Consider the following 23,950-nt stretch of genomic DNA (forward strand, 5'->3'; position numbering starts at 1 on the left):
TGCATTATTTGTTTTGTTGCCTATTTTTAACGCTTTAATGTCTTGATTCGGCTGACATTCACAACCTCCAATTCAACTTGTCAGTCTTGCTTAGTCGCTTCTGAAGATACCGAATTAATCTCTCTTATATGTCACTGAAGCTTCGGTTAGTGGGTGTCGTGGTGGTGTTTTTACGTGCTAGATTTGGCTGATATCGATTCAAAATGCACACCGAATCTTCACTTGTTTTCCATTAACGGAATTATGACAGTAATTTAATAAAGGATACGGTATTCTGCGCTCCTTTGTACATGCCAGAAACGTCCGTCCTACTTAGTCGGAGGGGCGATTAATCTTAAGAAATTTCTCAAATGAAATACGAACAACAGATTGGATATCGATACCCTAAAGGTCGATTTGCCATGGTGAGTGTATATGCATTCACCGGTGCTGCGATTTTAGCATCGACTATTTTTTCTCTATTGCTGTTTTTGTCGATCGACGAAAACCCGATGATGCAAACCTTATTTGGTGGTTTAGCGATCATTTTTGAAGCGGGTAAATTTTACGCTTGGTATGAATACGGTGAGCGCCGAGCCCATCGCAACTACACAGGAGCAGCAACCGCTCTCGTGTTTTATTTAGTTTTAGCTGCGATTTCCATTGGCGGTAGTATTGGTGGGATTAATAGTGCAACCAATAGTGCACAAAGTCATATTTCGGTAGAGCAGGCGAAAGTGGAAGCGTTTAATCGTCAGATTGCGGCAATCGATAAGCAGATTGAGCTCAACAATATGGCAGCGCAGAAATACATCGAGATGGAGCGTATCGCGACTGGTGTAACTCGCATTCAGGATCAAAACAAAACCTTACGTGAAGAGCAGCAACGCTTGGCTATGGAGCGTGATAGTTTACCGCCGGTGACGCAAGGCTCAGTGATTGGTTTGATTGATAGCCTAGCCAACGCATTTGGTACCACCTCTCAACAAGCTCAGCTTGGCTTGGTTGTATTTCTTTCGATTCTTTTGGACTTCTTTGCTGCATTTTTTGTTGGCTTGATTGGTGAAGAGCAACGGTTCCGATATTTCTATCGCAGAAATGAGGGCATGATATTGAAAACAGTTCGCGATATAGACCCAGCGCCTGCGGGTTATCTTCCTCATATAAAAGAGGAAGAAGAGCAAGAAATACCAGCTGCGCCGGAGCCAGAAGAACCAAAGGAACCGAAAACCTTGTTAGAGCAAGTTAGCGATGCACTTAAAACGCATCAAATTACGTGCACCAAAAAAGCCGTTGCTAAACAGTTTAGGCTGTCTGCGGAAGAGGTAGACAAGGTATTTGAAGAATTGGCAGAGCTCGGTTTAGTGGGGAAAAAAGCCAACCACCATTATCATTGGATAGGTGAAGCAGAAACCGCATAATTGGTTATCTATTAGAGTTCGGAAAGAGCGTCAATCGGCGCTCTTTTTTTGGGGAGGGGGGAGTTTCGCTATTAAAGTTAACTACAAGAAAGCGTATCAATCTTTATTGAGCTTTTTGGTTACGTCTTTCACCGTTTTCTTCTCTTTTTCCGGTGTCATTGCATCAACAGCTTTACCCGCCATCCCTTCATCTGGCAATTTGTCTTTTCCTGCATCAACTGCGGTATCTTTCAGTGCCTCTTTAGGCGTACAGCGACCACCAACACCAACCACGGCTTTTGTCGCAGCGGCTTTAGCTGCCTTTTCTGCATCGCAGTCAGGATCCATCACGCTAGCTAAGCTCGTGGCTGAACCAAAAAACAAGACTAACAAAATGAGGTTGCGTTTTTTCATAGTCGTCACCAATGTTGTGAAACATAGGTAAAGTGTAACGGAGAGAAAAGGCTTTGGCTGAGAATTTGTTGGTTTGAGCTTGGGAAGCAAAGTAAGGTAAAAAGAAAAAGTGCCACCGAAGTGACACTTTTTCTTAAGCGCAGAAGGGATTAGTTGTCGTAAACGTCTAACTCCACTTCACGGGCAATATTTTGGTCGTTAATGATCACACCTTCGACTTCGACACGAGCACCATTTAGGTTAAGTTCTTCAATGCCTTGGAAGCGTGTTTGTGCATCAATCACAACGGTCGTGTTGTTTAGCAATTGATCTGCGTCGTTTTCGCAACGCTCGATTTCAAATGTTCTTGCTTCAGCATCGTAGTTTGATACGTATCCTTCACATTCAAATTCTTTACCTTGCCATTGGTTGTTATCGTCAAAGTCTGGTTGCTCAAACTCAATAACGGTAGCGATGCGTTTGCCATTTTTCATGACAGACGTTACTTCCACTTCTTGGCCTTGTTTTAGGTTCGCTTTGCTGCCATCTTCAAATCGTGTTGCGTTATCGATGAAGAATGCACCTCGGTAGTTTAGTGAGAACTCACTGTAGTCATTTGCAACCCATGTGACGATGCCTTCCACATCGCTGTCATTGCCTATGACGTCGTAGCCTTCAACTTCTACCTCATTTGCCATGAAGATGCCGTTTTGCATTTCACCTTCTACTTCCACCCATTGGCCGATGCTAAGTTGGCTAATGTTGTCGTAAGATACGGTTATATTTGTACCAAGCTCAAACGTGCCAGCATTTTCATCGGTATTAGTAATGCGACCTTCCAGTTCGTAGTAGCTTCCAAGGGCTGGGTAATCGTTATCTACGTCGATTTCGACCACAGACAACACTCGATAACCCGCATCCGCAGTCGGCAAGGATGACACCATCACCCAGTCGTTGATCTCTATATCATCACTTAAACCGTCAAACTGCAGATCTACGCCGTTTACCGTAAATGTTTTCTTCACATAATCAATTGCTGTAACACGTCCAGTAATGGTTGGTTCAAGTGTGACTCGGACGCCATTGTCCGAAGCTTGCCGAATATCTGACCCCACGCGAACCACCATTTTTGGTTTTACATCGGCCAATTGCACTTGTGTGTCGTCATAAACCACCTCAGACACACGATACGTATGTCCATTGACGGTTAACGTGCTTTCTTCAGCGTTGACCGCTTCAACAGAGCCAATCGCTACACTTGGTTTCACTGCTGGTTGAGTTGGTGTGCTATCGCTATTGCTGCCACCACCTGAACCACCACAACCAGACAATGCCAAACCTACTACAGAAATAAGAGCGAGTTTTTTCATTGTATTAACCTCAATTTACGAGCGAGTTTAGGAAATTGCCTGTATCTTATTGGGCATATCGTGAAGAGATCGTGAAGAAATGTGATTTTATGAAAATTTTAATTGTAGATGACAACCATAACGTCTCGGAGACGATTGCAGACTATCTTGAGCTCGAAGGCATGATTATCGATTGTGCGTTTCATGGAGAGGCTGCGATTAAGTTAATCGAGGAAAATCATTACGATGTAATCATCATGGATATCATGATGCCGAAGCTCGATGGCATCAGTACGGTACAGAAGCTTCGACAAGATAAGTTATGTGGAACGCCAATTCTCTTCCTAACAGCAAAAGATACGCTAGATGACAAAATCGCGGCTTTTAAAGCGGGGGGAGATGATTATTTAATGAAGCCATTTGCGATGGAAGAGCTCAGTTTGCGTGTTCATGCTTTGGCTAATCGTGGTCCAAGACAAGATATCGGAACGCTCAAATTTGCAGATATTTGTTTAGATGCGCGTACAGGAAAAGTAACGAGAAAAGACAAAGAAATTAAGCTGAGTCGAATGCAAGCTAAAATTTTAAAATTGCTCCTCCAACGTGCTCCAGCAGCGGTCTCGCGCGCAGAAGTGATCGATAGTGTGTGGGGAGACGAACCACCTGGAAGTGATGCACTTCGTAGCCATATTTACGGTTTAAGAACCGCGTTAGACAAAGGTTTTGAAGAATCACGATTAGAGACTATTCATGGACAAGGTTACCGACTTAAAGCATAACGAATATCCAAGCATTTATCGCAAGATCCGTTGGGGTTTTGGGGTCATGACGTTTGTGATGTTTACTCTTTTTTGGTCGCTGATTTATGTGGCAGAAAACAAACTGGAAGTGCTGAGTTTACATCACTGGCTAGATACTGAAGCTGCGCTTTATAGTGAGAATTTCGAGAAACAGGGCTGGGATGCGCCATTGCCAAACGTATTGGAATTCAACTCATATTGGAGTGAAGCACCGACACCCGATTGGTTGCTCTCTTTTACTTCACCTGGTTTTTACGAATACCTGCTTGGTGAAGAAGACAAACACTTTGTTGTATTGAACCACCCCTCAGGGAAGGGGCTTATGTACATTGTATTTCAAGATGACTCAGATGATTACTTGGACGAATACGAAAGCTCGCTGCATCAGTTTACGCTGCTGCTCGGTGGTTTGTTTTCATTTGTCATGGTTGGGTATGGCATTTACATGGTGCGAATATTGTCTCGGCCATTAGCGCAAATTGAAGACAAAATTAGCCAAATGTCACCGGATCAACCCGCTTTCCAAGTTGAAACTAAGTTCAGCGAAACACGCCAGATAGAGCAGACTTTGCTGGATAATAAGAACGATATAGCGGGCTATTTCAAACGAGAACAAGAATTTAGCCGTTTTGCATCGCATGAGTTGAGAACGCCAATCATGGTGATTAAAGGCTCAACAGACATTCTGAGGCGTATTCCTGATCAACCTCGAGTTGCGCAAAAAGCCATCACGAGGATGCAGTCAGCTTGTGACGAGATGCGTGTACTGACAGAAGCGTTTCTCTTACTTGGTAAAGAGAAAATAGAGCCTCAGCATTACGGAGAGCATCAGCTTCTCACTTGTTTACAAAAACAGTTGGAAGAGCTAGCGCCTTTATTTGCCAAGCAAGATTCGAACTACGCTTTGCACGAACAACATAGTGGTGTAGTGAAGGCACCAGAGAGTTTTGTGACCATTGTTATCAACAATCTGATTAAAAACGCCTTTAGCTATAGTGTGGGAGATATTGAAATTGAGTTGAAAGGTCATGCGCTTAAGATCCTAAACCGTCACGATGGCAACGAGACGTACAATGCTGGTTATGGTTGTGGGCTTGTTATCGTACAACGAATATGTGAACGGATGGGGTGGGCGTTAGTACTGGACGATGATGGTGTTCGATTTAGTGCAAAAGTGGAGTTCTGCTCTTAGCTTTGCGCGTATTGATTCAAGTGAGAATTAACGCTCTGGATTTTTCTTGTCGTACGCATCTAACCCGCAGTCAAACAAGAAAAAACTGGAATTTGAATTAGACTGAAGTTAGTGAAGCGGAAATTCGAGGAACCGTTATGCTCTCTTATCAGGTCAGCCGAAGTATTGAAATTAATAAGAATCAAAGTGAAATTATTGGCTATCTCAAGAACTTCAATAACTGGCCCAGCTGGTCACCATGGATCATTCTTGAACCAAGCTGCGAGCTGACATTCAGTGATAATCAGGGCCACGTTGGAGCTGGTTATCAATGGAATGGTCAGCGTATTGGGACTGGCGCGATTGTACTGGAAAGTACTCAAGAGCATCGATTAGATATGGAGCTGCATTTCTTTCGCCCAATCAAGAGCCATGGAAAGGTGACTCTAATCGTGACGCCGTCACAAAATGGCTGTTTAGTCGAATGGCAAATGCAATCTCGCGTCCCTTGGTATCTGTTCTTTCTGAAAAGTATGTTTAAGTCGATGATAGAGATGGATTATCAACGTGGGTTACGCATGCTCAAAAGTAAGCTTGAAACCGGAAGAGTGCATTCAGACTTAGTCGAAATAGGTAACCGAACGTTGCCTCAAATTCATTACATTGGGATCAAGGGTGTGGCTAGCTTGCAGGAATTAGGTTCGGTAATTGAGAAGCATGTTCAGCAACTAGAACAGTTAATTAGTGACGAAACCCTATCCGTGAATGGTGAATTGTTTTGTTATTACCAGTCGATGGATATGCAGAAAGGTACATTCGAGTTTATCACTTGCTTTCCTCTTCATAACTCAGTACCAGCGCCTCAAGGGGCGGTTACTGGTACCATTCCTGAGAGTGAAACATTTGTCGTCGAACACCGAGGTGAATATCAGTTTTTGGGAAATGCATGGGCTTTAGCGATGAACTTGGTTCGTCAGAGTGGCATGAAAGTCAAAACCAGTCCTTTAGGAATCGAACGCTACCTGAATAGCCCGAAGGAAACCACGGAAGAAGAGCTAAGAACGGAAATTATTTTGTTTAAGAAATGACAGGCGCAGGCGAGTAGAGTGTTTAGGTATCATACTAGTTATGCGAAATGTTACTAAAGAATAATAGCGTATCTGTTCCTACCCATAAAAATGCCTCAGCAATCGCTGAGGCATGGTTTTACAGGCCAACTTCTCTTGTTAGAGAATTATTGTGCACGGTATTTACCGCTGTTTAGTTCAATTTTAGACGCTTTTACCCGGCTGTCTGCGTTTAGGTAGTCGCTAATACTTAGCAGATCTTGATCTTGAGATGCTTTTAACACCGCTGATTCCCCTTCTGCGAAGATAACTTCTAATTTTAACTCTTTGGCGACTGCTTTCGCTTCGTTAGGATTGTTTACGGTGATATAAACCAGTCCTGTGGCTTTGGATACGTTACTAAACGCATTCTTAAACACCTCATCACCCGCTTGAAGTTTTACGTCTTCAGATAGGGTTCTAACAGTGCCAGTTTGCACTTTTCGATAATCTTGGCCATTAATCTCAACCGCTTCTGATGGCACAAACAGTTCTGGTGCAGGTTGTTGAGAGAGCTGTTGCTCAGCGTATACACTCGACGTCATGATAACGAGAGCCAGCATAGAAAATGATTTGTATTTCATGTTATTGACTCCTTAGTGTCCAAATATGCGCATCGACCAGTTCTTAATAACACCGGGCTGAGCGTTGTTTGCCATCGGAACGTCATAGATGGTGGAAGAGTTGAAATATGCAATGTAAGAATAGACTTCATCGCCGTTCGTATCTATTGCTCGCAACGTCCATTCGCCTTTTGCATCTTCGCCATAAAATTGGTTAGACAACATTAATTGATCTTTGTAGCCTGTAATCGTTGGATCAAGAGATTGACCAACAAGACCATTGCGCGGTGTTTGCAAAACGGAACGAGTCCCTGATGGCGAAATGAGCTCGATAGCTAAGTCGGGCAGACGAGCGTGGTCCAATGTCAATGTCACTTGAACGGATTCTACTGTCAGCTCATCGGCAATGGCGATATTTGAAGAACCACCAACTAGACTTGCATCGGGTACACTTACTTCTGTAGCGCTATTAACCCATGGTGTAATGACTTGAGCTGGTAAAACACGATTCGTCATACGAGCACGTTGCATCGCTTCATCTAAATCTACAGCGCCGAAGCCATAAAAAGTATGGAAATCTACGCCTGCTGCGTTTTTCTGCCAAGGGGCAATGGCCTCGTAGCTAACCTGTTCGCCTTTATGGTTAGTAAATTCAAGCTGTACGCCTGGATGCGCTTTATCCGTTACTTTTGCTGTCTCCGCTAATAAAGCACGTACATCACGAGCAGAAAGTGCGTGGTTGGTTGACATTATTGCCGCGATGGCACCCGATGTGTTTGGCGCAGCCGATGAGGTTCCGTTCATCGTACTGGTATAGTTACAGTTCGGATCGAGCTCCGTTCCGCCGTGTAACCCATTAATGCCAAGGCCTTCACTGGTATTTTGCCCTTCTTCACAACCCATTAAATCAGTGGTGACCATAGCAGGGAAATCTTGCCCATATTCACCTGCTGGTGCTGCAACCCACACGTTCGAACCCACCGATGAGTAACTCGCTCTCGTACCATCCGCTCGCAGTGCACTAGTGACTAAATTGAAGTAATTGGCGTTATCATAAGACTGAGCAGAGTTGTGCATCGGTAAGCCTTGATTGTCTCCACCAGCAAAGAAGTTACTTGGCAATACGAAGAATCGCCCTGCATTGAAATAACGGTAACCATTACCTGCTGACTTTACAAATACAGCACCTCGACCCCAGGCGTTACTCTCGCTGACGTTTTTCATCACGTCCATTTCAAGTTTTAGTTGAGGGTCGCTTTCATCAAAAGTAATCGGGTTTATAGGGCTGAAACCGTAACTTTGGTTAAATACGCGAACATCACGTGTTGCTGGGTCCATGCCATGGGAGATTAACCAGCCTTCTAATGTCTGGTTGGCTAACCAGTTAAAACCAATGAGGGAAGAGTGAGAAGCGACACCGCGTCCGCCTTCACCGTTGTTGCCGACGGCGCTAATCAAACCGGCTACAGCAGTGCCATGACCATTAGTATCAACCGGATAACTTAGTGGGAATGAAGAGTCTTCGACGAAGTTTCTGCTACCTATAACTATATTACCTGCAAGGTCGGGGTGATCGATCTGCACTCCAGAATCAATGACGGCAACTTTCACACCAACACCTGCAATCCCCATTGCCTGAGTGAGCTTAGTGTTTAAGTCGTTCCCAGCAACAGCAGGATTAGCCGCAAACGCAGTTTGCCCCGTGTTGTCTAAGTGCCATTGTTCAGAATAGAGTGGATCAAACGCCGAGACGGCAGGTGCAATGCCTACTGCCAACATAGCTGCAAATAGGCGATTAATGCGTATTTCCATTTTTGACCTCATGTCTTTGTTTGGAATTTTTTAGTTCCTGTTTCATATTCCGCTAACAGGAACAAACAAAGCTAACGACAAAGAATAAGGACGAAAACCATTTACAACTTGTTTACATTAAAAGTTCGATGGACAACATAAGTCTTTGTTAATTTACTGAAACCATGAGGTTTTTATATGTCGCATCGAACATGCATGAAAAATGAAAAATGAAAAATGAAAAATGAAAAGCAGAAAATACGAGTGTACCGTCTGCTTCAAGATGGTGGGTTATTTAGTTGAAGCGGGTTGAATAGTTGCGATTGGTTTCTTGGGTTCGGCTTTTTCCTTAGGCAGCACGTTATCAATCCACTTTTTAATGTACAACTTATCGAATTCTTTATCACACCACTTTTTGTTTAATCCACGTCGATTGAACTCAGCACCAATCGCCACTTTGGTTTGGTTAGTTGCACGGTTGTAGTAGAGAGTTTCACATAGTTGAGTGTTACTCATTTGCTGGGCATATACGTTGACACTGCTGCTGCGCATTCCCAGTTGAGATGCTTGCTGATTACTGCACGCCATAAGAAATAGAGGCGCAAAAGTAATAATGATTAGATTTTTTTTCATGTGTGCTTTTTTATGATGTAGGGTGAATGATGAACTGGTTTCTGCCAGCTTGCTTCGCATCATACAAAGCTTGGTCTGCCAAGAAAAACCACTGATCCCATTCTTGTTTAATTGTTTGTGCCGACAGTTTGTCCACTGCTCCAAGGGAAATTGTCGCGCTTAATGGTTTAGAGTCAACCACCAATGGTTTGTTTTCAACAGTATATCTCAATCGCTCCAAAAACTTAGCGCAATCTTCAACTCGCTGTACTTCGAATAATAGGACAAACTCTTCTCCACCCCAACGAATGAGTAGGTCACCAGAGCGGGTGGATTCATTAAATAGCGTGGCAATATGAGTCAGCATTTTATCGCCAATATCGTGTCCATATTGATCATTAAAGGTTTTAAAATGATCGACATCTAAAACGGCTAAGGCAAATGTTCTATCTGGGCTTCTACGAGCCATTTTGTCCAACCAAATGTGAAGATAGCGACGGTTATGCAGTTGAGTTAATGGATCAGTAGTATTTTCTTGAGTGAGTGCTTTATTAATACGTCTAACGCGCAGTACGTAACGAAAACCAACGACTCCAATTGCCGCAATAGCGATAAAGTAGAACATTTCTCGATAGCGCTGTGAACGCAGCTCAGAGGCTTGTAGCGCATTTTTTGTTTCTAGCAATTTGAGTTCTTTCTGGGCTAACTTAGCTTCGAGGTCAAACTTAATGTTAATCATCTCTTCACCATGAATATGATGAGAAAACTCAGCCTCTAGCTCTCTTAATTGGGTTAAATAATGAAAAGCCGCTTCATAGTCATTAAGAATTTGATGAGCGTTTACCAGTACCGAAAGCATATCAATACGCTGACGCAGCTCTAATTCACTGGTTGATTTGGTTTGTTCTAGAACGTTAAGTGCTGTTGTAATAGCTTTATCGTATTGTTTGTTTGCGAGGTAAGCCTCTGCAAATGCCTCGTAACAAGACGTTTTTAGCATTTCTAGATTTTTTGGAATGGGCAGGTCAACGCAACGTTGTGCTACCATTAATGCATCATCAATTTTTCCTACCGAGCTCAACATTTGTGAAAAGCTGGATAAAGAGTGGTGCTTGACTGTGTCCGACCCTGTTTGCATTGAAAGTCGAATGGCTTCATTGAAATAATATTCCGCTTTTTTGTTATCTCCGAGGCTCGAGTGAACGATGCTAAGGTTTGCGTAGATAACCCCCATAAAAAAGCTATTATCGTATTGATATTCGCTCTCTAGGTAAGTGTCGAGAGCTTGCGTTAGGTAACTGTTGGCCCGAGCCCAATCTGATGCGTCGATGTAGACCGTCCCAATGTTGTTCAGTGTCATCGCGACTTGTATTTCAAACACTGTTTTTTCTAATAACTCATAGGCATTGCGATAATATTTTAGGCCACTGCGTAGTTGATTTCGAGATACTTCTAGATTGCCTAACCAGCGGTAAGCACGGCCTTCTAATGCTAGATAACCAAGATCACGGGCTGTAGAAACAACGTCATGGAGTAACAATTCTGCGTTCCAGTTATCGTCTTGCTCAATCATTGTTACAGCCTTATTGAGCTGTGCTTCAGCGACGACCCATTCCAAATGGTGCTTTTTACCGAATTCGATTAAATCGGGCATATCTTTCGGTAATGGAACACCTTCGTAACGCTTAAGGTACTTTCGTGCAAAGTAATACAGAGCAAGAGACTCTGCTGATGCATTCTGTGGCGTATTTAACTCATCTTTTTGAATTGATCGCGGCTTACCCATCGAGCGAAAGTAGAGTTTTAACATGGGCTTGCTTTCTGCTGAAATGTGTTCTTCCAGATAAGCTTGCTTTTCGGTACTCGCCAGTACGTTGGTCGGATGCAAGAAAAGTCCAAGTGCAGTACAAAGTGCGCAAGCCAGTTTTTTAATTGAGAAGTGCATGAGCGTATTAATAAAATGTGATCTCTTAACCGAATACCAGTTAAGTCTACCATTTCTTGTTGGTTAAGTGCGGATGGATTCCCAGTGGCAAAGTGTTTTGGGAGTGAGATACGAGAAGGATCTCTATAATATTATGATTTATAAATCAAAATCTATTGAAAACTTATGCAATGATTAGGCGATGGTATAGACAAGGTAACGATGACGGGTAGGCGAGCATATTCGGTGGACTCAATCTAGTGATTTAAGCCGCGGATTCATCGCTCGAAATCAGGGTGAAGTGTAAAAAATTACGTTTCTGTCATAAATATTTAATGTTTGTATGGGTTGTTAAAAAACTGGATATTAGACATAGTGTTATTAAGCCAATAAAAAATGGCTTTTATAATAAATAGGAGATTAACTATGCATAATGAAATGATTCAACCTTCGCACTTCGGCATTATCGGCCGTACCTGCATTGCTTCAGTACTTATGATTGCGGGTGTTTTCGCTCTTATTTAAGAGTCAAGGGTAACGATGATTACCTTTTAAAGAGTAAGAAAATTCAGGGAATCACCTTAACCTTGTGTAAGGTATTCCCCTGAAAATCCAAGCTAGTCTTTAGTTATTAGCTGAAGAAGCTAAAAATCAATGCACTTACCGCCACAATGCCTGCTGCTAGAACAAAGTAAGTAGAGATATTTCCTCGATATTGTTTCATCGCCTCGATTTTATACACCGCTAACATTGGCATAATAAATAAGATCATTGCAATAACAGGCCCTGACAATGCTTCCATCATACCAAGAATACTTGGGTTCATGATCGCCGCCGCCCAGATTGAGAAGAACAGTGCTGCCACGCTGATACGATCAACACGCTTCTCAGATAGGTTAAAATGCTTGTTAATTAAACCATTTAAGCTTTCACGCGCACCTAAAAAATGCCCAAGGAAAGATGAAGTGATAGCGACAAACGCTACTAAAGGACCAAGTGTTGCAATAAATGGATTATCGGTTGCGTTCGCTAAGTAAGACAATACGGATACGTTTTGTTCTTTTGCTTGAGCCAATTGTTCAGGTGACAGTGTTAGCACACAGGAAAATACAAAAATAAGAACAAAGGCAATCAGCATGATGCTAGTGCGACGAAGAATAACTTCGGATTTGGCATCTGCCTGCTTACCGTAATGGCGACGTTGTACATTTGCAAAGCTTGAAATTGCAGCTGCGTGACTAAACGAGAAAATCACTACAGGAACTGCTAACCACATAGTGCTAGCAAAAGCTGACGCTTCTGGCACATCCATGACAGGCATGGTCCAGTTCGGTATTAAGTAAAATGATAGAAAGGCAAGAATGGCAACAAGTGGGAACACCATGATGGCAAAGGCCCGTAGCATTACTTTTTCACCCGCCATCATAATAGCAATTAGTGCAAACACTAGTACGCCAGAAAGCAAAGGTCTAGGTAAAGAAGCCATATCAGCCTGATTTACCATGAAGCTATCTACTGTGTTTGTTATTCCAACCCCATATATCAACAGGATCGGGAAGATCGAAAGAAAATACAGCAGTGAAATAGAACGACCTGCTTTTGCGCCGAAGTGCTCTTCCACTACATCAGTGAAGTCTGCGTTTTTGATCTTAGAAGATAGTACAAAACGAGCTAAGCCACGGTGCGCAAGATAGGTCATTGGAAAAGCAAGTACTGCCATCGCGACTAAAGGCCAAAAACCACCAATCCCAAGGTTAATTGGCAGAAACAGGATGCCTGCGCCAACGGCTGTTCCAAATAGGCTAAGAACCCAATGTGTATCATGTTTTGACCAAGCTGTGGTTGTGTTTATTTCACTAGGATTTAAGGCATTTCGAGATTCTTTCACTTTAAAACTCGCTTTTATAAAAATAATAATGCTGAAAATGGTAAAGGTTTTAGTGTTTATTATCACACGCGAAGCTTGGTGAATAATGCTGTGAATTTGGGGTGGTTGTAAATTATCCAACTATGAATTTTTCAATAAACCAGAATAAAGTTCTTAAATCTAATGCATTTAATGGTTGTATGTATTGAAATTTTCATCTTGTGTGGTTTTTGATTTTGCGGTTAAAACTTAATCACGGATGTATGTTCTAAGTGAGTTAGGCCTAATTTTCAGGAAGAATATTACATTTCTTAAGCACTTAATTGAGATGTTTGTGTCCCGTCATTTAGATGAGATTTAGGTATACTGCTGCCATTCATGTTAAAGAAGGAGTCATTGAATGGACATCTTGTCTGCGCAAAAAGAGGACTTATTTGCCATATATAAGCTCGAAAATACTTTATTTGGAGAACACGCCTATCCTCAATTTTTCTTTCGGCAAGCTTTTGATTGTTGGGGAGAGAGTTTACTGGTAGCAAAAGAGGGAGAGCAGGTCGCAGGGTATATATTGCTAACGACTAGCACAAATGCACATCAATATTGGATCATGTCATTGGCCGTCGATATTCAACATAGAGGTAAAGGTATTGCGCGTTCCCTCCTAGAAAACGTTATTGCGTCGTTGACGTTAGGCTCAAGCGTGAAATTGACTGTCGATCCTAAGAACCAACCTGCATTGTCTTTATACCTCTCCCTTGGCTTTAAAACGTTAGAAGAAGAAGCGCATTATTTTGGTGACGAAGAATCCAGGTTAGTTATGGAATTAGTAAAGTAATACTGCACGATAATGACCGAAATTTGCACACAATCAGTGCGTAGCATTACATTGCTATAATTGGTTTTAAGCTAACCCTTTGTATGGTAAGGGTTTTTAATCTTGGCACCTCACTTGCTTTACATAAACGTTCATCGATAACTCGATGCGCCGCTCTTAATAGCAGGCGAGAGCGGTATAGGGTATTACTTTTTGAAAATGTACTAACAGCGTTAAAGGCATTGCTGCCTCTCTCGATTCGGGAGAGGCTTTTTTTTGCTAGTAAGTTGGGCTGAATCGCACTGGAGGTGTTATGTCGCAAGGATGCAAAAAAACCACTTGTCCCTATTGTGGTGTTGGATGTGGTGTCGAGGTCAATGCGAAAGGAATCGTTGGGGATGCGTGTCATCCTGCAAATGCGGGATCACTGTGCGTGAAGGGTGTCGCGCTGGCAGAGAGCTTGAATATGCCTTCGCGCTTGTTGTATCCAAAGCTTGTCACCAAGCAACGACCTCAAGGGCAAGAGGTGCAATGGCAACAAGCCACGGATCTGATTGCTGAAAAGATTCATCAAGCGAAAGCGGAGTTTGGACCGGATTCCATCGCGATGTACGTGTCAGGGCAGTTGTTAACGGAAGACTATTACGTCGCCAACAAACTCATGAAAGGCTATGTTGGCAGCGCAAACATCGATACGAACTCGCGTTTGTGTATGTCTTCGGCGGTTGCGGCTCATGTACGAGCATTTGGTGAAGATGTCGTTCCCGTCAATTACGACGATATTGATAAGACTGAGCTATTGATCATTTGCGGTGCTAATACCGCTTGGACGCACCCTGTTTTATTCCGACGTATTCAACAAGCGAGAGAAAACAATCCTAACCTCAAGCTGGTGGTCATTGACCCGCGTGAAACGGTCACCGCACAGCAAGCGGATTTGCATCTACCGATTAAAAACGATGGTGATGTGTCACTCTTCAATGGGCTGCTCAAGTTTCTTATTGAACAACAATTGATTGATTCTGAATACATAAATTCTTATACCGACGGATTTAATGCACTTAGAGAAGAAGTTTCTGATTTGCGTTACGATGTCACTAATTTGACGTCTTCCATTGGCATTTCAGAAGAAAAACTCACGACATTCTTCCAATGGTTTGCGCAAAGCCCAACCGCAATTACGTTGTTTTGCCAAGGGGTAAACCAAGCCGAAAATGGCGTCGACAAAGGCAATGCAATCATTAATGCACACTTGGCGACGGGTAAAATTGCCAAGTCAGGTTGCGGGCCATTTTCTATTACAGGTCAACCGAATGCGATGGGTGGACGAGAAGTGGGTGGTTTGGCAAATCAATTAGCGGTTCACCGTGCTTTTGACGCAGAGTCTATCAAGCAAGTGCAGACGTTCTGGGATTCACCAGAAATTGCCACTCAGCCCGGTTTAAAAGCCGTTGAACTGTTTGAGGCGGTAGAACGTGGTGGGATTAAAGTTCTGTGGATCATGGCAACCAATCCTGTTGTCTCTTTACCAGATAACCAATTGGTAAAACGTGCACTACAGATTTGTCCGTTTGTGATTGTTTCCGATATCACAGCGGATTCGGATGTGGCGCATTACGCGGATCTGTTGCTGCCCGCCGCTGGTTGGGGTGAGAAGCAAGGCATGGTGACCAACTCTGAGCGTCGACTTTCAAGGCAGCGCCAGTTTCAAACGCCTCCGGGTGAAGCAAAATCAGATTGGTGGGCGATAAGTCAAGTCGGACAAGCTCTGTGTGCAGTGGAAAAGACACAAAACGGCTTTGCGTTTACTTCTGAGCGGTCGGTATTCAGGGAATATGCGGCGATGACAGGCATGAATGCAGATTCGCCATTGAAGCTAGATCTTTCTCAATACGCCAACTTAACCGAGCAAGAATACGAAGAGTGGGTGCCAACACAATGGGGAGGAGAGCGTCCTTTTGCTGATGGCGTCTATTCGCACCCAGATGGTAAAGCGCGTTTTGTCGTGACCAGTGAATCTCCAACGCGTTTAGAAAGAACAAAAGGCTGGTGGCTCAATACGGGCAGGCAACGCGATCAATGGCATACCATGACACGCACAGGTCATATCGCACACCTTGCCGCCTCTGAGTTAGAACCAACCGTGTACATGAACACACTCTCTGCCACTCAAAATCGCTTAAAAGCAGGACAACTCACCAAGCTGTTTCAGCCTACTTCAAACACCAGTATTTATGCCAAAGTTGCCATTGATGAAGGTTTGGGTTTTCAGGAGCTATTTATGTCAATGCACTGGGCGGGTCGATATGGCGGTGAAAGCGGTGTTAACGCAATAGTAAACAGCGCAAAAGACCCTATTTCTGGGCAACCTGCGTTTAAGTCATCTTATGTTGAAGTGCAAGACGCGGCGGTAAAAACCTACGGTATGTTCATCGGTACACAGTTTGATTCCGGCAAGTTTCTCTACAGCGCATTTCAAGCAGAAAGCAATTTGGGCATTTGGCGCTTTGCACACGATAAGCGACCAAAGAAGCAGAGTTTTTGTCGAACGGAAAAGAGCCGCAGGATTACGATAGATATTGCCCAAGGTTGGCTCGCGGTGGATTACGACCTTGTTGGAGACGTTCGTATCATTCGTTCTGTTTTAGTGGTGTCTAGTGAACCGATTCAAACCGACTACACCAACTTTACCGGCTTGATTGGCAAACCGATGGAGCTATCGCAACTGCTGACCATCACTCAATCGCAAAGCAGTGCCAAACTGGTTTGTAGTTGTTTCCGTATCACCGATAAACAAATACATGACGCGATGGAGAAACAAGACTGCACGTCACTGACCCAGCTTCAAAACAAACTCAAATGCGGTACTAACTGTGGCTCGTGTGTTTCTCAAATCAAACAAATGGTCGACAGCCATCAGCATCAAAAGGGCAAACAGCAAGCGAACCAGCAAAGTCTGGCTATTCAAATAAAGTAAGTCTCAAAGAGGATAAGCACATGGAAGCGCCTTATCAAAAGTCTTGGTTTAAGAAAGGACAAGCGAGTCAGAAACAAGAACGCTCGTCTCGCTTTTCTAAGCATGATCAAGCAAGCAAACTGAACCAACTTTTAGAAGACCATTTAATAGACCTCGACGCGAACCACAAAGGTTTTGTCTCGATTGTCGGAGCAGGGCCGCACGATCCTGACTTGTTAACCGTGAAGGCAGTGAAAGCGATTATGTTGGCAGAGGTTCTGCTGTACGACCGTTTGGTTAACAAAGATATTTTGGAGTTGGCTTCGCCACAAGCCGATTGGATTTACGTGGGCAAAAGATGCGGACAACCCAGTATTGGTCAGGAAGAAATTTGTGATTTGATGGTGTCGCTCGCTCAGCAAGGAAAGCGAGTTGTACGCTTAAAAGGGGGAGATCCATTCGTATTTGGCCGTGGAGGCGAAGAGGCGTTAGCACTCGTCAAACACTCAATCGCTTACGAAGTTATTCCCGGCATTACTGCTGCGATTGGATGTTCAGCAAACAGCTTGATTCCGCTGACTCATCGTGGCGTTGCTCGTAGCGTTACCTTTGTTACGGGGCAAGTGGTGACTGGCGCATTTGAGGCTTGGAGCAATCTGATGCAAAGCGGACAGACGTTAGTCTTCTATATGGGGTTAGAAAAGTCATCGCAAATACAAACGGGTTTAATCAACTCCGGTTTGAGAGTAGATTTCCCTGTCGCGATCATCACTCATGGTTGCAGTCCTCAACAACAAGTTCATGTTACCCAACTCAATCAGCTCAATGAGTTATCGATTACACTTAAAGGCATCAGCCCAGCATTGATTGTGATGGGAGAAGTTGTCAAACTGCGCGAACAACTAATAGAAACCGTACAGTCAGTGACGGAATACGAGGGAATATGAGCAGCATTTTGGAGTGTATCAGAACAGTCGGTCGTGGCGAACGTGGTAGAAAACCACTGAACTTTGACCAAGCGTTTCGAGTTATGGATGAATACCTAAACGGAGAGTGCGATGATGATCAAATGGCAATGCTGCTGATGCTGATCCGCGTACAAAACGAGACTCAACAAGAAATCGCTGGCTTTGTGAAAGCATTCCAATCCCGCATGCCTGCTATTGGTGCAGACATCGACTGGCCATGTTATGCAGGCAAACGTGAAGCGGCAGGTCAGCCTTGGCACCTGTTAGCAGCGAAGATCCTTGCCGATAATGGTCATAAAGTGCTGATGCATGGCTATCACGACCGTCAATCTGGACGTTTACACGCAGAAGATTACCTCGACAAGTTTGCTATCGAGAAAGCGGAATCAGCAGAAGAAGCAAAGCGTGTCTTAGAAACACAAAACATCGTGTATCTACCGCTCAGCGCATTTGCTCCACAAGCAGAAACCATGACCGGTTGGAAGAATCGTTATGGGCTTAGAACGCCGATTAATACCGTGGTTCGAGCATTGAATCCGGGGCAAGCAACGGTTGGTATTCGTGGTAGCTTCCATCCTGGTTTCCAACAACTTCATGCTGAAGTGGAATATGAGATTGGTCAAACCGCTCATGCCGTTGTGTCATTCAAAGGACAATCGGGTGAGTCCGAATACAACCCGAAAGTAAGCCAAACCGTATGGTTAAGCCAAACAAGCGGCGTGACATCGCATTACTGGACGGAGCAAATGCTGTCTGAGGTGCCAATGCCTGCAAACTGCCCGTTTGGAACGTCAGAAGACGACATGAACCAAATGGCAAATACGGTTCTTGCCACCATGACAGTGGTGCTATTTGCACAAATGCATGACAGGGAAAAAGCATTCGAACGAGCTTTCTCTTACTGGCAAGCCTATTGCGGGCAGCAATAAGATACTATTGTCAATTAATGTAAAACCAACGACGCAAAGTTGTTGAATCTGAATCCATTATCTATTGTTTGAAGAAGGTAAAAGATCCTAGCTCGCCAATGATGTGTTTCACCACCTTGCTCCGTATCAGAGTGGTGAAACCGCAGTTTTAGCCTCAATCGCGTTCGTTTCTCGCTGCGCTTTTGAGAATGAGAAAATCCCATATGGTAAGACACAGAGGACATGGATAATGGTTCTAAAGCATACCACTCCTAGTGAAAAGGCTTCTCATCCGATCCCGCAAGAAGCCTTCGATTGGTACGACGAATACGCCCACGGAAAAATCTCGCGCCGTGAGTTTCTTAATAGGCTGGGTGGCCTTGCTGTGCTTGGCTTTAGCATGACAGCACTGGTCGATGCACTCACCCCGAATTACGCACTCGCAGAACAAGTTTCATTTAACGATCCTGACATCAAAGCAACTTACGAAACCTTTCCATCTCCAAATGGGCATGGAGAAGGGCGTGGTTATTTGGTGATGCCACAGAAGAAGACCTTGAAATCGCCGACCGTGTTGGTGATCCATGAAAATCGAGGTCTGAACCCTTATATCAAAGATGTCGCAAGACGACTTGCAAAAGACGGCTTTATTGCTTTCGCTCCAGACGCACTTTATCCACTCGGCGGCTATCCGGGGAACGACGATGAAGGTCGCGCAATGCAGAAGGAGATGGACAGAGCCAAGATCGAACAAGACTTTATTGCAGCGGCTAACTTCCTTAAGCAATACGAGGGTGGCAACGGTAAATTGGGCGCGGTTGGATTCTGCTTCGGTGGATACATTGTCAATATGCTTGCAGCGGTAATGCCTGAAGAGCTCGATGCAGGTGTGCCTTTTTATGGAACACCAGCTGCACAAGAGATCCAAAAGCAAGTCAAAGGGCCGTTGATGATTCACTTTGCAGGGCTCGATAAGCGTGTTAACGACACATGGCCTGCTTATGAGCAGCAATTGATCGCAACCGACGCACAGTATCAAGCGTTAATGTATGAGAACGTCAACCATGGTTTCCATAACGACTCAACGGCACGCTACGCACCGGAAGAAGCAGCGCTCGCTTGGGAACGTACACTCGGCTTCTTCAAAGAACATCTCACCTCTAGTTAAAATGCTTCAGCTTTAGTTGGCACATTCCTTGTTATGTCTCTCTTAGTGAGTGAGATATAAACAAGGAATGTGCATGACTCAATCAACGTCAAAAACACCCATCATAGTATGTTGTGACAGCCTCCAAGAGCAGGCTCGATTGTCCGGCTTATTGAGCAAAGATTACGACAACATCATCGGCTGCCAATTGGCACAATTAGAAACGCTTATGCAGCGAGAACCGTCGGCAAGCGTTGTAGTCGGATGGCAGCAACCAACCGCGGAACTGCGTTTGATCGTCGATTTCTGCCGCAGAAAATCGGCACCACTTCTTATCGTCTTAAAGCAGTTATCATCTAATGATATCAATCGGTTATCAGAAAAAATGGACTATGTGCTCATGCCGCATGATAGTGAGTTTGCACTTCAACCTTGGATTGAACATGCGACATTAGTGAGAACGAAATTCGAAAGTATGCAATCGGAAATTGAATTACTGACCAATAAGATCGAAGAGCGCAAACTGGTGGAAAAAGCCAAAGGTCTGCTGATGAAGATGCACAGCGTTGATGAAGAACAGGCTTATAAAGCACTTAGAAATTCAGCCATGCAATCGAGCCAAACGCTCGCACAAGTTGCCAAGAATTTGATAACTACTTTGGAGGTGCTTGATTAGTTGCTCTACCACTTTGGGGTTAGGGTGCGTTTTCTAACGTGGTGCGTGTTGCACTATCAGCAAGCAATAACAGGGAATAACAAACGGCAAGATATACTAATTTATTGTATTTACAGTGAAAAATAAGTTGGCACAGTAATTGGATTAGTAGAATTGGGTTTATTGTTGAATCGCTTATCTCAATTATCAACGGCGGTAATTGTAGACTTAGCAACGGCGCTACTGCTCTTCGGAGTAGTGGCGCTTTTTTTATGGGAGCAAACCAATGAAATGGAGTTCGATGCTGAAAGTGTCAGCAATTTCGTTATCGGTATTCACCACGGTCAGCGTAAAGGCAGAGTTGGGTGAACCAGAAATTGAAGACCTGAAGTTTGGTTTTATTAAGTTAACCGATATGGCACCGCTGGCGGTTGCTTATGAGAAAGGCTTTTTTGAAGACGAAGGCTTGTACGTCACTTTAGAAGCGCAAGCAAACTGGAAGGTGCTTTTAGACCGAGTCATCGATGGTGAGCTTGCTGGCGCGCACATGCTTGCTGGTCAGCCATTGGGCGCAACGATTGGTGTCGGCACAAAAGCAGAAGTGATTACCGCGTTCAGTATGGATTTGAACGGCAACGCAATCACGGTTTCCAATGATACTTGGGAGCAGATGAAGCAGTACATTCCAAAGCAACCAGATGGCAAACCTGTTCACCCAATCAAAGCGGATGCCTTAAAACCAGTTGTGGATAGCTATCTGGATAAAGGCAAACCGTTCAACATGGGCATGGTGTTCCCTGTATCGACACACAACTATGAGTTGCGTTACTGGTTAGCGGCAGGCGGGATTCATCCAGGTTTTTATGCACCAGACTCAGGTGATAACAGTGGCCAATTGGATGCTGACGTTCTTTTGAGTGTTACACCGCCACCACAAATGCCAGCCACAATGGAAGCGGGCACGATCAAAGGGTACTGCGTAGGCGAACCATGGAACCAACAAGCCGTATTCAAAGGCATTGGTACGCCAGTCGTGACCGATTACGAGATCTGGAAGAACAACCCAGAGAAAGTATTTGGTGTTTCCAAAGCTTGGGCTGAGAAATATCCAAACACACACATTCGCGTAGTGAAAGCCTTGATTCGAGCGGCACATTGGTTGGATGAAAACGACAATGCCAACCGCCAAGAAGCAGTGAAGATGCTATCAAAAAGCGAGTACGTCGGAGCCGATGCCGAAGTTATCGCCAACTCAATGACCGGCACATTTGAATACGAGAAAGGCGACAAACGAGACGTGCCAGACTTCAACGTGTTCTTCCGTCATAACGCCACGTATCCGTATTACAGCGATGCGATTTGGTATCTGACTCAAATGCGCCGTTGGGGACAAATCTCAAGCGAGAAATCCGATGATTGGTACATGGATGTGGCGAAAGAGGTTTACCGTCCAGATATCTACCAACAAGCAGCTCAAGCACTGATTGAAGATGGTGTGTTGAGCAAAAAAGACTTCCCAGATTTTAGTGCTGAAGATGGTTTCCGTGCGCCACAAACACACTTTATCGACAACATCGTTTATGACGGTCGCGAGCCAAATAAATATCTAGAGAAGTTCTCTATCGGGCTTAAAGGAAAAGACAAGGTTTAACCATAACGATAAACGCCACAAGCGAGGGAATTCGCTTGTGGCAACAAGGATGTAAATTTCTTAGGAGTGAGTATGTCTAGTAATGTCATTTCCCTGTTTCCTGCTAAGCAGGTAGTGAACCGAAGTCGGCTGGTGCTTTTGCCCGTCATTGGTTTGCTGATCTTTTTGGCAATGTGGCACTTAGCAGCGAGAGAAGTGCAAACTTCATTAGGTACGCTACCGGGACCTGTGCAAACTTTTCAGCAGTTCAGCAACCTTGTCGATGACCATTGGCAAGAGCGAGAAAAGGAACAAGCGTTTATCGAACGTCAGGAAAAACGTAATGCTGCGAAGTTAACCAAGAATCCGGACGCGGAAGTGAAGATTCGTCCCTACACAGGTAAACCGACGTTCTTCGACCAAATCATAACAAGCTTAGTGACCGTAACTGCGGGCTTTTTGCTGGCGACGGTTATCGCGATTCCGCTTGGCATCGTGCTTGGTCTTAATCAAGGGCTGTATCAAGCGTTCAACCCAATCATTCAACTGCTCAAGCCCGTATCACCTTTAGCTTGGCTGCCTATCGTCACTATGGTTGTAAGTGCCACTTATGTGAGTGATGACCCGATGTTTGCTAAGTCGTTCATTAACTCTCTGATCACTGTAGCGCTGTGTAGCTTATGGCCGACGCTGATTAATACCGCAGTGGGTGTAACGAGCGTTGATAAAGACTTAATCAACGTGAGTAAAGTGCTTCAACTTTCGTGGTGGCAGCACATTCGCACCATCGTTTTACCTTCTGCCATTCCAATGATCTTCACCGGTTTACGTCTCTCTTTAGGTATCGCTTGGATGGTATTGATTGCGGCAGAGATGCTCGCGCAGAACCCAGGGTTGGGCAAGTTCGTTTGGGATGAGTTCCAGAACGGCAGTTCAGCATCATTGGGGCGCATCATGGTGGCAGTCATCACCATTGGTTTTATCGGTTTGATGCTCGATAGAGGCATGCTGCAACTTCAAAAGTGGCTGTCTTGGAATAAACAACAAGCGTTGAGATAAGGGAAACGATCATGGAAAAAGCATTATTAGATCTAACGCGTTTAGGGATGCGATTCCCAACGCCAGATGGCGAGTTCATCGCGCTTAAGAACGTCGATTTACAAATCAATAAAGGTGAGTTTGTATCCCTAATTGGTCACTCTGGCTGCGGTAAATCAACGGTATTAAACTTAGTCGCAGGGCTACACATGCCAACAGACGGCGGCGTGATCGTCGATGGACGAGAGGTGGCAGGGCCGGGACCCGACCGCGCAGTGGTGTTCCAAAACCATTCATTATTGCCTTGGTTAACCGTGTATCAAAACGTTGAGCTTGCAGTAAAACAAATTGCCGGCAAAAAGGGCAAAGCGTGGGTTCAGGAACAAGTGAACCACTATTTGGAGTTGATTCAAATGCAGCATGCTGCACACAAAAAGCCGGATGAAATCTCGGGCGGTATGAAGCAGCGAGTCGGCATCGCGAGAGCATTGGCACTTCAACCAAAGGTTTTATTGATGGATGAGCCATTTGGTGCGTTGGATGCGTTAACACGTGCGCATTTGCAGGATGCACTGATGAAGATCCAAGCCGAGCTAAACAACACCGTGATCATGATTACTCACGATGTGGATGAAGCGGTGCTGCTATCCGACAAAATCGTGATGATGACCAACGGACCGGCAGCAACCATTGGTGAAGTGTTAGAAGTGAACCTACCTCGCCCTCGTGAGCGTGTCGCACTGGCGGATGATGCGCAGTATCAGAAGTGTCGACAAGCCGTATTGAAGTTCCTTTATGAGAAGCAATCCAAAGTCGAGATTCCTGCTTCGAAAGAAGACAAACCCAAAACCGCAGCGCAAACGGCATAAGGAGGCAGCG

Annotated in this window: 20 protein-coding genes; 13 read left to right on the plus strand and 7 right to left on the minus strand. The window is 44.4% G+C overall.

Annotated features, from left to right (window positions below; all coding sequences use genetic code 11):
- Nucleotides 1-350: 350 nt before the first annotated feature.
- The gene (locus tag R7Z47_RS03675; protein WP_017634220.1) at nucleotides 351-1,400 is read left to right on the plus strand and encodes a hypothetical protein; all 1,050 of its coding nucleotides are present in this window, start codon (nucleotides 351-353) and stop codon (nucleotides 1,398-1,400) included.
- 96 nt (nucleotides 1,401-1,496) lie between these two features.
- On the opposite strand, the gene R7Z47_RS03680 is transcribed toward R7Z47_RS03675, so the two are convergent.
- Both R7Z47_RS03680 and R7Z47_RS03685 read right to left on the minus strand, forming a co-directional pair.
- Nucleotides 1,497-1,793, minus strand: coding sequence for a hypothetical protein (locus R7Z47_RS03680; protein WP_033906987.1), 297 nt, complete (start codon nucleotides 1,791-1,793; stop codon nucleotides 1,497-1,499).
- Between the two features lie 149 nt (nucleotides 1,794-1,942).
- Nucleotides 1,943-3,142 (minus strand): DUF5666 domain-containing protein, encoded by a 1,200-nt coding sequence (locus R7Z47_RS03685; protein WP_054576762.1) that lies wholly within the window; start codon nucleotides 3,140-3,142, stop codon nucleotides 1,943-1,945.
- Nucleotides 3,143-3,231: 89 nt separating this feature from the next.
- Between R7Z47_RS03685 and R7Z47_RS03690 the strand changes: the two genes are divergently transcribed.
- From R7Z47_RS03690 to R7Z47_RS03700, 3 genes are all read left to right on the plus strand, one after another.
- Nucleotides 3,232-3,900 (plus strand): response regulator transcription factor, encoded by a 669-nt coding sequence (locus R7Z47_RS03690; RefSeq protein ID WP_130545584.1) that lies wholly within the window; start codon nucleotides 3,232-3,234, stop codon nucleotides 3,898-3,900.
- Nucleotides 3,872-5,113, plus strand: a complete 1,242-nt coding sequence (locus R7Z47_RS03695; RefSeq protein WP_130545585.1) for a sensor histidine kinase — start codon at nucleotides 3,872-3,874, stop codon at nucleotides 5,111-5,113. The genes R7Z47_RS03690 and R7Z47_RS03695 overlap by 29 nt, the downstream gene beginning before the upstream one ends.
- 137 nt (nucleotides 5,114-5,250) lie before the next feature.
- Nucleotides 5,251-6,180, plus strand: a complete 930-nt coding sequence (locus R7Z47_RS03700; protein ID WP_017820241.1) for an SRPBCC family protein — start codon at nucleotides 5,251-5,253, stop codon at nucleotides 6,178-6,180.
- Between the two features lie 146 nt (nucleotides 6,181-6,326).
- On the opposite strand, the gene R7Z47_RS03705 is transcribed toward R7Z47_RS03700, so the two are convergent.
- The 5 genes from R7Z47_RS03705 to R7Z47_RS03725 all read right to left on the minus strand — a co-directional run bounded on the left by R7Z47_RS03705 (nucleotide 6,327) and on the right by R7Z47_RS03725 (nucleotide 12,976).
- On the minus strand, nucleotides 6,327-6,782 hold the full coding sequence (locus R7Z47_RS03705) for a hypothetical protein (RefSeq protein ID WP_025767689.1): 456 nt from the start codon (nucleotides 6,780-6,782) through the stop codon (nucleotides 6,327-6,329).
- A gap of 12 nt (nucleotides 6,783-6,794) precedes the next feature.
- Nucleotides 6,795-8,573, minus strand: coding sequence for a S8 family peptidase (locus R7Z47_RS03710; protein ID WP_154203894.1), 1,779 nt, complete (start codon nucleotides 8,571-8,573; stop codon nucleotides 6,795-6,797).
- A gap of 270 nt (nucleotides 8,574-8,843) precedes the next feature.
- A complete protein-coding gene (locus R7Z47_RS03715; RefSeq protein WP_025767691.1) occupies nucleotides 8,844-9,185 on the minus strand; it encodes a hypothetical protein in 342 nt (113 codons plus the stop codon).
- Between the two features lie 10 nt (nucleotides 9,186-9,195).
- Nucleotides 9,196-11,109: a diguanylate cyclase gene (locus R7Z47_RS03720; protein WP_262606496.1), complete on the minus strand. Its 1,914-nt coding sequence runs from the start codon at nucleotides 11,107-11,109 to the stop codon at nucleotides 9,196-9,198.
- A 610-nt stretch (nucleotides 11,110-11,719) separates the two neighbouring features.
- Nucleotides 11,720-12,976 carry an aromatic amino acid transport family protein gene (locus R7Z47_RS03725; protein ID WP_130545589.1) on the minus strand — a complete coding sequence of 419 codons (1,257 nt, stop codon included), beginning with the start codon at nucleotides 12,974-12,976 and terminating at the stop codon, nucleotides 11,720-11,722.
- Nucleotides 12,977-13,355: 379 nt separating this feature from the next.
- On the opposite strand from R7Z47_RS03725, the gene R7Z47_RS03730 reads away from it, so the two are divergent.
- The 9 genes from R7Z47_RS03730 (at nucleotide 13,356) to R7Z47_RS03770 (ending at nucleotide 23,940) form a co-directional block, all read left to right on the plus strand.
- Nucleotides 13,356-13,790 carry a GNAT family N-acetyltransferase gene (locus R7Z47_RS03730; protein WP_017634213.1) on the plus strand — a complete coding sequence of 145 codons (435 nt, stop codon included), beginning with the start codon at nucleotides 13,356-13,358 and terminating at the stop codon, nucleotides 13,788-13,790.
- 292 nt (nucleotides 13,791-14,082) lie between these two features.
- Entirely contained in the window at nucleotides 14,083-16,746 is a 2,664-nt protein-coding gene (locus tag R7Z47_RS03735; protein ID WP_318129829.1) for a nitrate reductase, read from the plus strand.
- A gap of 20 nt (nucleotides 16,747-16,766) precedes the next feature.
- Nucleotides 16,767-17,672 (plus strand): uroporphyrinogen-III C-methyltransferase, encoded by a 906-nt coding sequence (cobA, locus tag R7Z47_RS03740; RefSeq protein ID WP_213871150.1) that lies wholly within the window; start codon nucleotides 16,767-16,769, stop codon nucleotides 17,670-17,672.
- Nucleotides 17,669-18,622: a glycosyl transferase family protein gene (locus R7Z47_RS03745; RefSeq protein ID WP_191115824.1), complete on the plus strand. Its 954-nt coding sequence runs from the start codon at nucleotides 17,669-17,671 to the stop codon at nucleotides 18,620-18,622. Before cobA ends, R7Z47_RS03745 begins: the two co-directional genes overlap by 4 nt.
- Nucleotides 18,623-18,851: 229 nt before the next feature.
- Complete coding sequence (locus R7Z47_RS03750) at nucleotides 18,852-19,769, plus strand: dienelactone hydrolase family protein (protein WP_104980736.1); 918 nt, start codon at nucleotides 18,852-18,854, stop codon at nucleotides 19,767-19,769.
- Between the two features lie 73 nt (nucleotides 19,770-19,842).
- On the plus strand, nucleotides 19,843-20,424 hold the full coding sequence (locus tag R7Z47_RS03755; protein ID WP_213911977.1) for an ANTAR domain-containing response regulator: 582 nt from the start codon (nucleotides 19,843-19,845) through the stop codon (nucleotides 20,422-20,424).
- Between the two features lie 265 nt (nucleotides 20,425-20,689).
- Nucleotides 20,690-22,054 carry a CmpA/NrtA family ABC transporter substrate-binding protein gene (locus tag R7Z47_RS03760; protein ID WP_005375887.1) on the plus strand — a complete coding sequence of 455 codons (1,365 nt, stop codon included), beginning with the start codon at nucleotides 20,690-20,692 and terminating at the stop codon, nucleotides 22,052-22,054.
- Nucleotides 22,055-22,126: 72 nt separating this feature from the next.
- Nucleotides 22,127-23,092 carry an ABC transporter permease gene (locus R7Z47_RS03765; RefSeq protein ID WP_213886010.1) on the plus strand — a complete coding sequence of 322 codons (966 nt, stop codon included), beginning with the start codon at nucleotides 22,127-22,129 and terminating at the stop codon, nucleotides 23,090-23,092.
- Nucleotides 23,093-23,103: 11 nt separating this feature from the next.
- A complete protein-coding gene (locus R7Z47_RS03770; RefSeq protein ID WP_009704595.1) occupies nucleotides 23,104-23,940 on the plus strand; it encodes an ABC transporter ATP-binding protein in 837 nt (278 codons plus the stop codon).
- Nucleotides 23,941-23,950: the final 10 nt, after the last annotated feature.

It is taken from the genome of Vibrio sp. 1641, assembly GCF_033339995.1.
Classification (GTDB): Bacteria; Pseudomonadota; Gammaproteobacteria; order Enterobacterales; family Vibrionaceae; genus Vibrio; species Vibrio alginolyticus.